General features: G+C 70.0%; 7 protein-coding genes. 5 read left to right on the plus strand and 2 right to left on the minus strand.

Going from position 1 to position 9,607, the window contains the following annotated elements:
* Positions 1 to 39 precede the first annotated feature (39 nt).
* A complete protein-coding gene (locus AB0D28_RS17210) occupies positions 40 to 597 on the minus strand; it encodes a dihydrofolate reductase family protein (protein WP_357386725.1) in 558 nt (185 codons plus the stop codon).
* Between the two features lie 221 nt (positions 598 to 818).
* Here AB0D28_RS17210 and AB0D28_RS17215 point away from each other — a divergent pair, with 221 nt between their 5' ends.
* On the plus strand, positions 819 to 2,420 hold the full coding sequence (locus AB0D28_RS17215) for an MFS transporter (protein ID WP_357386727.1): 1,602 nt from the start codon (positions 819 to 821) through the stop codon (positions 2,418 to 2,420).
* A 90-nt stretch (positions 2,421 to 2,510) separates the two neighbouring features.
* Here AB0D28_RS17215 and AB0D28_RS17220 read toward each other — a convergent pair whose 3' ends face one another.
* On the minus strand, positions 2,511 to 3,143 hold the full coding sequence (locus AB0D28_RS17220) for a MerR family transcriptional regulator (protein ID WP_357386729.1): 633 nt from the start codon (positions 3,141 to 3,143) through the stop codon (positions 2,511 to 2,513).
* Between the two features lie 1,220 nt (positions 3,144 to 4,363).
* Here AB0D28_RS17220 and AB0D28_RS17225 point away from each other — a divergent pair.
* The 4 genes from AB0D28_RS17225 to AB0D28_RS17240 all read left to right on the plus strand — a co-directional run bounded on the left by AB0D28_RS17225 (position 4,364) and on the right by AB0D28_RS17240 (position 9,428).
* Positions 4,364 to 5,161, plus strand: coding sequence for an AraC family transcriptional regulator (locus AB0D28_RS17225; protein ID WP_357386731.1), 798 nt, complete (start codon positions 4,364 to 4,366; stop codon positions 5,159 to 5,161).
* Positions 5,162 to 5,244: 83 nt separating this feature from the next.
* Entirely contained in the window at positions 5,245 to 6,828 is a 1,584-nt protein-coding gene (gene cmdF / locus AB0D28_RS17230; RefSeq protein ID WP_357386733.1) for a tyrosine 2,3-aminomutase, read from the plus strand.
* Positions 6,829 to 6,840: 12 nt separating this feature from the next.
* Positions 6,841 to 8,178, plus strand: a complete 1,338-nt coding sequence (locus tag AB0D28_RS17235) for a condensation domain-containing protein (protein ID WP_357386735.1) — start codon at positions 6,841 to 6,843, stop codon at positions 8,176 to 8,178.
* A gap of 11 nt (positions 8,179 to 8,189) precedes the next feature.
* Positions 8,190 to 9,428, plus strand: a complete 1,239-nt coding sequence (locus AB0D28_RS17240) for an acyl-CoA dehydrogenase family protein (protein WP_357386737.1) — start codon at positions 8,190 to 8,192, stop codon at positions 9,426 to 9,428.
* Positions 9,429 to 9,607: the final 179 nt, after the last annotated feature.

A 9,607-nucleotide genomic window follows, 5' to 3' on the forward strand; every position in this document is an offset into this window, starting at 1 on the left:
CGGACAGGCGGGCCTGACGACCGTGTCCGGCAGGGGCGTTCAGAGATCACGGATTGGACGGTAGCGAACAGTGAGCTCGGCCAGCGGGTCTTCCTGCAGCGTCGCGCGCAGCCGGATCGGGGTGCCGCCCGGGTTGTCGTACAGTCGGATACCGTCGCCGAGCAGCACCGGTGCGATGTGCAGGTCGATCTCGTCGATGAGGCCGAGCTGGAGCAGCTGCCGGCCGATCGAGGCGGAGTGGACCTCGACGTTCTTTCCGTTGGCCGCCTTCACGGCGATCCGCAACGCCTCGGCGACGTCACAGTTCAGGAACGTGACGCCGGGCGACGGCTTGGCGTCCTCGGGGTGGTGGGTGAGGATGAAGACCGGTCCGTCCCAGTCGCCGTAGGGCTTGGTGTCGCCGTACTTGTCGTAGCCGTCCCGACCGCCGAGCACGGCGCCGAGGGTTTCGATGTACGGCTCGATGATCCCCGGAGTGTCGGAGAGACCGTCCATCCAGTCCATCGAGTGGTCCGGTCCCGCGACAAAGCCGTCCAGGGACATGGAGAAGTGCCAGAGCACCTTGCCGTCGGCGGTCTGTGGCGTGAATTCGTGCATGGTGACCCCCAGCCTGGTTGCGGTTTGCAATCGGTGCACCATATGCCAAAGAGGAGTGGATCGCAATCAATTCGGGGGTGGTGTGTGCCGCGTGTCGGAGCCGCCGGACGTCACCTGGGCAAGCTCGAAGAACAAAACGGACATTGAGTTCGATAGTCTTGCTCCCCGCTGGAGGCCCGTCCCGGGTCCACCGGTGACGGAACGGACCAGGAGGATGCCTGATGCGACCCCCCACTGACGACATTGAGCCGGCTCGGGCCGGCAGACGCGAGTGGATCGGGCTGGCGATGCTGGCCCTTCCCGCGTTGCTGCTGTCCGTCGATGCCAGCGTGCTCTTCCTGGCACTCCCGCAACTGAGCACCGACCTGGGCGCCACCGGCGTCGAGCAGCTCTGGATCATCGACGTGTACGCCTTCCTGACCGCCGGGTTCCTGATCACCATGGGCGGTCTGGGCGACCGGATCGGCCGGCGCCGGATTCTGCTCGTGGGCGCGGCCGCCTTCGGGCTCATGTCTCTGCTCGCGGCGTACTCGACCACCCCCGAGATGCTGATCCTCGCCCGGGCCCTGATGGGTGTCGCGGGCGCCACCGTGATGCCGTCGGCGCTCGCCCTGATCAGCAACATGTTCCGCGACCCACGGCAGATGGGCCTGGCCGTCGCGGTCTTCATCGGCTGTTTCATGGGCGGCGCGGCGGTCGGTCCGGTGGTCGGCGGTGCCATGCTGACCAGCTTCTGGTGGGGCTCGATCTTCCTTATCAACGTGCCGGTGATGCTGGTGATCGTGCTGGCCGGGCCGGTGTTGCTGCCGGAGTACCGTGGCCCGGACGGCGGCAGGATCGACCTGGTCAGCGTGGTGCTGTCGCTCGGTGCGATCCTGCCTGTCATCTATGGCCTCAAGAAGCTGGCGCGCGACGGGTGGGCGGTCCCGCCCGCGCTCGCCCTGGTGGCCGGGCTGGTGATGGGCTTCCTGTTCGTGCAGCGGCAGAAGCGCCGGCGGGATCCTCTGCTCGACCTGAAGCTCTTCCGGCATCAGGCTTTCACCGGCGCCCTCATGATCATGATCATCGGCTCGGTGATGATGTCCGGCATGTCGCTGATCTTCACGCTCTTCCTCCAGTCGGTGCGCGGCCTGACGCCGCTGGAGACCGGGCTCTGGAGCGTTGTCTCCGCGGCGGCGCTCGTCTCCGGCTCGATGACCGCGCCGATCCTGGCCCGGAGAATCCGCCCCGGCGTGGTCATCGCCATGAGCCTGGTCGCGTCGGTGGCCGGCTTCCTGCTGATGACGCAGGTGCAGAAGACCGGCCCGCTGGCCCTGCCGATCGTCGCCATCGCGTTGGTGTCGTTGGGCGCCGGCGGTTTCGCGTCGATCGCCACTGGTCTCGTGGTCAGCTCGGTGCCTCCGGAGCAGGCCGGCTCGGCGTCGTCGGTCTCGTCGATGAGCGGCGAGCTGGGCGTCGCGTTGGGCATCGCGGTGATCGGCACCATCGGCACGAGCATCTACCGTGGCCTGCTGGATGTGCCGGCGGGCGTGCCGGGAGGCGTTGCCGAGACGGCCCGGGAGAACATCACGGGCGCGGTCGCCGCGGTGGCCGGCCTCCCGAGTTCCACCGGCGCGGCCCTGCTCGAGGACGCACGCGCTGCCTTCACCACGGCGCTGCAGAGCGTGGCGGGGATCTCCGCGGTGATCGCCACGATGCTGGCGGTGGTGGCTGTCACGGTGCTGCGCCGGTTCCCACCCACGGGCGGGACGCCGGATGCCACGGGCGACGGCGATCCTGCGGCGGGGCCGGCGGTGACCAGGGAGGCGTCGGCCCAGGTCTGACGCCGCCGCGAAACGCAGACGCCACCCCCGCCGGGGGTGGCGTCTGCCGTTGTGGAGGGCGGGGGCGAGCCGGGACGATGCGGGCGGCCGTCAGTCGAACCGCAGGGCGACGTGGTGCTCCAGAGCCATCCTGCGGATCGCGGTCAGCGCGACCTCGAGCAGGACGCTGCGGGCGGCCGCCTCCCCCCGGTTGGGCTTCTCGGGAGAGAGCAGGTCGAGCTCTCGGACGACGAGGCGCTCAGCCGCCTCGGCGTACGGGGAGAAGAAGTCCATCTCGCAGTCACAGCCCAGCTGTCGCAGTGCCGCCAGCACCTGCGCCAGGTGGCTGCTGACGGGCGATTCCGGATCGACCCGCCAGCCGTGCTCCTTGATCAGGATTTCGACGTCCTCGCGTGCGGCACGCAACACGTCGGCGTTGTCCGGCCGGGGATCCTCCTGCGGGACCTGCGTGCGGTTGATGACGTCGAAGAGCCCGGGAAGGGGGAGTGCCTCGTCTCCGATCGCGGTGAGGAGGGCGCGGACCGTGGTGAGGTCGAGTTGGCCGATGGTGGTGAGCGCGCGGATCAGTCGTAGCCGACGCAGGTGTGCCTCGCCGTATACGGCCTGGTTGCGGCCGGTCGGCTCGCCCGGCGGGAGCAGGCGTTCGCGCAGGTAGAACTTGATCGTGGGAACCGGTACACCGGTCTGTTTGCTCAGATCCGATATTCGCATGGAAACCCCCATATTCCGCGGGCATCTGTTCCCTGCATCAGTTCGTCCCGCGAGCCCGGTGTGATTGTACTTTGACGGGCCATGTCGTGGCTGTGTGAAAGAAGACGGGTGCCCTGGTTGACACCAAAAGCGGCACCGACCGGAGCCGAGGCCGCTTACGGTCGCACTACGTAACTGTGGCGGATCGTTAACTCGCCGGCCCGACGGTGCCCGGAGTCGATTATCACTGCCGTTTTCTACCGTCGGGTAATAGCGATTGATTGAGGTGGGCCGTCAATTAGCGGACAGTATTGACGGGTGGAGTCCGGCGGCGCGCGCCTCAGGCCGCTGCCCAGCGTGGTGCGTCACGGGTGCCGCGACGGTGCTGGCGGGAATCTCATTGAGTCGCGTTGCCGACGGTCTCCCTCGTGCGGATGGATTGTGCGGGCATGCATATTGTCGATGCGGCACGTTTCCGGTGTCTTCTCTGTCCGTGCTAGGTAGCGTCGCGGCTACGGTGCGTGACGAGGTTGGCGCCCTCGCCCTGCTTCATCCAGGGCCGCGGCGTGCGCCGTGACCGGGTGTGGTGGTCCGGGGTCGGCTTGCCGCGGCGGACCACCGGGTGGGCCGACCGCAGGTCGGAGTGCTCGGGCCGGGGGTGAAGCGGGGTGCGCGGCGTCCGGGGCCTGCCAGGGGTCGTCCGGCGGTCGACGCGCGGCCGGCGTCGTGGGTGGGTGGTTCGGGCCGGCGGGCGCGGGCGGGGTGTCGGCTGCTGACCGTCCTGTGTCGATTTGTAATGCCAGTGTGGCCTGGTCTGTCCAGGCGGGCGAAGTCGTTTCTGAGAAGAGTCGGCGGACCGGCTGCTAATGGTGTAGAACGTCCGTATTCGAGCACTTCATGAATGAATGCTGCATCGACGGTGTCGATTTTAGGTTCAAGCATCGGCGAGTATCAGTATCCATTCCGGCAGATGTGCCCTGGGCTGCGGATTCCGGCGGCAGCAGATAGTTTCAATATCCAGAACTACTTCACGTGTGCGCTGCGTACCCGGGTGGTAAGTGGAGGGTATTGATCGCCCACAGGGGGTCGGCTAGCCTGTCTCCGGGGATCAAAGAGTTCCACATCGATCGATGGTAACGCTGTCCCGAGAGCAATTTGGGCGATTATTTTTATGTCGCTGTCCAGGCGACCGTAAATTGTCGTCAGAATTGCGCTGCCACTCTAGATTCGTCAACTGTCATGAGGGGGAGACCATGCAGGACGTTGCCGAACGGGCCGTGCTACGGGCGATCGAAGCCATGCACGAGCGGCTGGGCGATGAGCTGACCGTCGACGACCTGGCTCGCGCCGCGATGTTCAGCAAGTTCCACTTCACGCGGATCTTCCAGCGGTTCACCGGCGTCTCGCCCGGCCGCTTCCTGTCGGCGTTGCGCCTGCAGAAGGCCAAGCAGCTGCTTGTCTCCACGTCGATGAACGTCGCGGACATCAGCGTACGGGTCGGGTACAACAGCGTCGGCACGTTCAGCTCGCGCTTCAGCCGCAGCGTCGGCATGTCGCCGACCGTGTACCGCCGCCGCGCCGGCTACGCCGCCGCCATCCAGGCCGCCACCGACAGCGCGAGCCGCCGATCGAACGCCCGGCTGTCCTGCCGGCTGCGGCTGCCCGAGTCGGACGACGCGGTGATCTTCCTGGGCATGTTCGCCCACCGGATCCCGGAGGGCCGACCGGCGCGCTGCGCGGTGCTGGAGCAACCCGGCCGGGTCGTCTTCAACTCGGTGCCCGTCGGCACCTGGTACCTGCTCGCGCAGTCGGTGTCGCTGGACGGAGCCGGAACCGGGACGGACATCGCCGACCGGCCCGTGTCGGTCGCCACCTACGGCCCTTTCACGGTACGGGCCGACTCGACGATCATGGCGGATCTCGAACTGCGGCCGGCCCGCGACCTGGACCCGCCGGTCCTGCTCGCCCTGCTCGACGCACGCAAGTACGCGATGGAGCGGATGAGCGAGGAGCGGGACACCCAGCCGGAATTCGAGCGCAGCGCCGCCTGACCGGCGTCACTCCTCCGCCAATCGGACGCGGCCCGGCAGCCGGGACAGTGACCATCCGTTTCGCCACACCAGGAGGGAGCGTCATGACCACGGTCGGTACCGGCGTCCACGTCGCTCTCGACGGCGCGACGCTCGGCCTTCCCGATCTGCGCCGGATCGCCGAGGACCACGTGCCGGTCGCGCTCGGCACCCGGGTGCTGGAGCGCGCGGCCGTGAGCCGGCAGCAGGTCGAGCAGACCGTGCGGCAGCACCTCCCGGTGTACGGGGTGGCCACCGGCTACAGCGAGATGGTCCGCCTGCTCACCGAAGCGACCGACGAGACCGAGTTGCGGACCGGCCTGGTACGCGGTCACAGCGCCGCCGTGGGACCGCTGCTCGGCGAGCCCGAGGCGCGGGCCGTGACCACCGCACGACTGAACGCCCTCGCCAAGGGGCCGTCGGCGGTTCGGCCCGTGGTGCTCGAACGTCTCGCGCTCCACCTCAACGAGGGTCTGACGCCGGCCGTGCCGGAGACCGGACTGCTGGGCGCCGACGGGGACCGGGCCGCGCTGGCCCACATGGTCGGCACGCTGCTCGGCGAGGGGCACCTGCTGCGGGACGGGGTGCGGACGCCGGTCGGGCCGGTGCTGCGCTCGCTGGGCATCGAGCCGCTGCGGTTGGACGTCAAGGAGTGCCTGGCGCTGCTCAACGGCACCTCGGCCATGACGGGCGTGGCCGCCCTGGTGGCCGAGCACGCGCTGGCGCAGGCACGGCACGCCGAGATCGCCGCGGCGCTGGTCGTCGAGGTGCTGCAAGGCTCGCCGAGCCCGTTCCAGGCGGCCGGCCATGAGGCCCGCCCGCACGCCGGCCAGATCGCCAGCGCCGCCAACATGCGTGCGCTGACCGGCGGCAGCAGGCTGATCAGCGACCACGCGGACCGCCGTCGGCGAGTGGCCGCCAGGATGACGGGCGGCAACGGCGACGGGGCCGTGTTCGGCGCCGACGTCGTTCTCCAGCAGGCCTACTCGTGGCCCTGCGTCCCGCAGGTGATCGGCGCGGTCCGGGACACCCTCGGGCACGCCACGCGCACGCTCGAGATCGAACTCAACTCGGCCGACGACAGTGCGCTGTTCCCACCGGACCGGGACGTGCCCACCGGCCAGCCGGTCGCCTTCGTGATGGACTTCCTGACCATCGCGCTCGCCCGGCTCGGCGCGTCCTCCGCCCGGCGCAGCAGCCGGCTGCTCCACCGGCGCGTCGACGACGGCCTGCCGGAGAGCCTGATCAAGGGCGGTCCCGGCTCCGCCGGCACGCGGTACCGGGCCACCGCGCTGGTCGCGGAGAACCGGACGATCGGTCCGGCCAGCACCGGCGGCCCGCCCGGTGACGACGACGAGGACCGGGCCAGTGCGGGGCTGGTCGCCGCCTGTAACTGCCGGCGGGTCCTGGGCAACAACTTCCTCATCCTCGCTTTGGAGCTCCTCGCCGCCGCTGCGGCGGTGGACGTCTCCGGGCGCCTCGACCGCCTCAGCCCGGCTGCCCGGGTCACCTACAGCACCGTCCGGTCGCTGGTGCCCACCCTCGCCGACGACCGCTACCTGGCCGACGACGTCCAGTCGGTCGCCGACGAGTTGGCGCGCGGCACGTTGCTCGACGCCCTCGACGACGCCGGCATCAACCTCCAGTAAGGAGAAGTTCCCATGACCATCACTCCGGAAGCTCCGCAGGCGCCCAGCGCGCTCTCGCTGCAGCAGCAGTTCCTCTGCATGTTCGCCCAGGGCTTCGAGGCCGGGCCGTTCGGGCCGCACTACGTGGAGGTCGGCGGGTGGCGCATCCACGGACGCGTCGACGGGCAGGTCCTGCGCCGGGCGTTGGCCGACGTGGTGCAACGGCACGAGGCGCTGCGTACGGTGCTGCACCTGGAGAACGGCGGCGGCACCCAGAGCGTGCTGCCCGCCCGGCCGCCCGAGCTGCGCGAGGTGGAGCTGGACGGCTCGCCCGGCGTGGACCGGGACCAGCGCGCCGAGGAACTCATGATCGAGATGGAGACCCGGCCGTTCCCGATCGACGAGGTTCCGTTGATGCGGGCCGTGCTCGGCCGCTTCGACGAGCAGGACTCGGTGCTGGTGCTCTGCACCCACCACAGCGCCGCGGACGTCTGGTCGCTCCAGGTGATCCTGCGGGACCTGGCGGAGTGCTACGCGGCGCGCGTCGCCGGGGACGAGCCGCGGCTGCCCGAGGCGACCCAGTACCGCGACTACGTCTCCGCGCAGCAGGAGGAGGCCGCGGGGCCGACGGTGGCGGCCGCACGTGCCTACTGGCGTGAGACGCTGCGCGGCGCCCGGATCCTGGTCGAGCCGACGCACCGCAACGAGCAGGCCCCGGCGACGAGTTACCACCGCTTCACCACCGACGAGCACCTCAGCACCGAGGTGTCCCGGCTGGCCCGGGAGACGCTCAGCTCGCCGTTCATGGTGCTGCTCGCCGCGTTCGCCGTCTTCGTCCACCGGCGCACCCAGGCGACCGACATCACGGTGCCCACGTTCGCCCCGGGCCGCCAGCGCGGCTTCCAGGCCACGGTCGGGTCGTTCTTCAACTTCCTCCCGCTCCGGGTGGACCTGCGCGACTGCCGCTCCTTCCGGGACGTCGTCACCCGCACCAGGACTGCCTGCGTCGGCGCCTTCAAGCACGAGCTGCCGCTGCTGCACGTGCTCGCCGAGGCGCCCGAGCTGATGGCCTCGGTGAGCCCCGACGCGGTGCCGTGCCTGTTCCAGGCCGTCCAGCCGCCCTACCTCATGCAGGGCAAGCGAATCGGCGACCTCGAGTACACGGCGATCTGGCGGCGGGTCAAGCCGCAGCCGGTCGGCTCCGAGACCCCGGACGGCATCATCTGGTCGATGCACCTGGGCAAGACCGAAGTGGTCGGTGGGCTCAGCTTCAGCCGCCACCTGTTCGAACGCGCCCAGATCGAAGAGCAGGTGGCCGGATACCTCGGCGTGATCGCCGAGATGGCGGCCGACCCGGACGCGGCGATCTGAGAGGCTGACCCATGACCGTCACCGCGAACGACGTGCAGGGCGCGGCCCTGTCATCCGAGCCCGACGTCACCCCGGCCGTGCTGATCGAGCGGGCCAGGGCTCTGGGGTCCACCCTGGTGGCCCGCCAGCGGGAGACCGAGGAGCGAACGTACTACGCCGAGGACACCCACCGGGCGTTCCGGGACGCGGGCCTCTACCGCATCACGGTGCCTAAGCGCTACGGCGGCTACGAGTTCGGCTTCGACACCTTCCTGCAGGTCGTGATGATCCTGACCCGTGCCTGCGCGTCGACCGGCTGGATGTACTGCCTGGGCGCGGCGCACTCGCTGTTCGTCGGCACCATGTTCGGCGAGAAGGCGCAGGCCGAGATCTTCAAGGATCGTGACTTCATCGCACCGCTCGTCAACGCCCCGCACGGCACGGCCCGGCGCGCGGCGGACGGCGGCTGGATCCTGAACGGCGTCTGGAAGTACTGTTCCGGCGCGCCGTACGCGACCCACCTCATCGGCAACACGATGATCATCGAGGAGGGGCAGCCGCCGCGCCCGCTGCTGTTCATCGCGCCCCGCGACCAGTGGGAGATGCTCGACGACTGGGGCTGGCAGCTCGGCCTCAAGGGCAGCGGGTCGCACAGCATCCGGATCTCCGACGGGCACATCCCCGGCCACTTCGGCCTGGAGCTGGACTTCAACGAGATCTCGGTCACCGGTGGCACCCCCGGGCGTGACCTGCACGAGCACCCGCAGTACGGCGGTGCGCCGGCCAGCTCGATGGCCCTGGAGGGCGCACACATCGCGGTCGGCATGTGCCAGGGCGCGCTCGACGCGTACACCGAGTTGATGTTCTCCCGGCCCACGATCCTGCCGCCGTTCCCGCCCCGGGTGGAGGACCCGGACTTCCAGCTCTGGTACGGGCAGGCCAGCAGCATGATCGACGCCGCCGAGACGCTCGTGCTCGCCACGGCCCGGCGCTGGCACGAGCTGTCCGAGCAGCCGGTCGGTGCGTTCACCGCCGAGGAGGACCTGCGGATCGCGCTGACCTGCCGAGAGGCCACGTCACTGGCCTGGCGGGCCGTCGACGAGATCATCCAGCCGACCGGCGGCAGCACCTCCGTACGGGAGGGAGAGCGCCTCGAACGGGTCTGGCGGGACCTCTCCACCGGCCGTACGCACGTCAGTTCCGCCGTGCTGCTCACCACCATGGCCAACCGCGCGTACACCCAGATGCGGCTGCGGCGCGAGCACCGGTGACGGTGATCGCGGCGCCGGGGTCAGGCCGGCGTCGCCGGCCGCGGACACCGTCCGCCGGCTGACGGCGACCGGCCGGGACGCACCCGGGGGGGGGACCGGAGGGTGTGAACGCCCGGGGGGGGCCCGGGACCCCGCCCGGCGGGGGGGGCCCGCGGTGGGCGGGCGGCGGACCCACCGGG

The sequence above is a fragment of the Micromonospora sp. NPDC048169 genome (genome assembly GCF_040652815.1).
In the GTDB taxonomy this organism is placed as follows: domain Bacteria; phylum Actinomycetota; class Actinomycetes; order Mycobacteriales; family Micromonosporaceae; genus Micromonospora.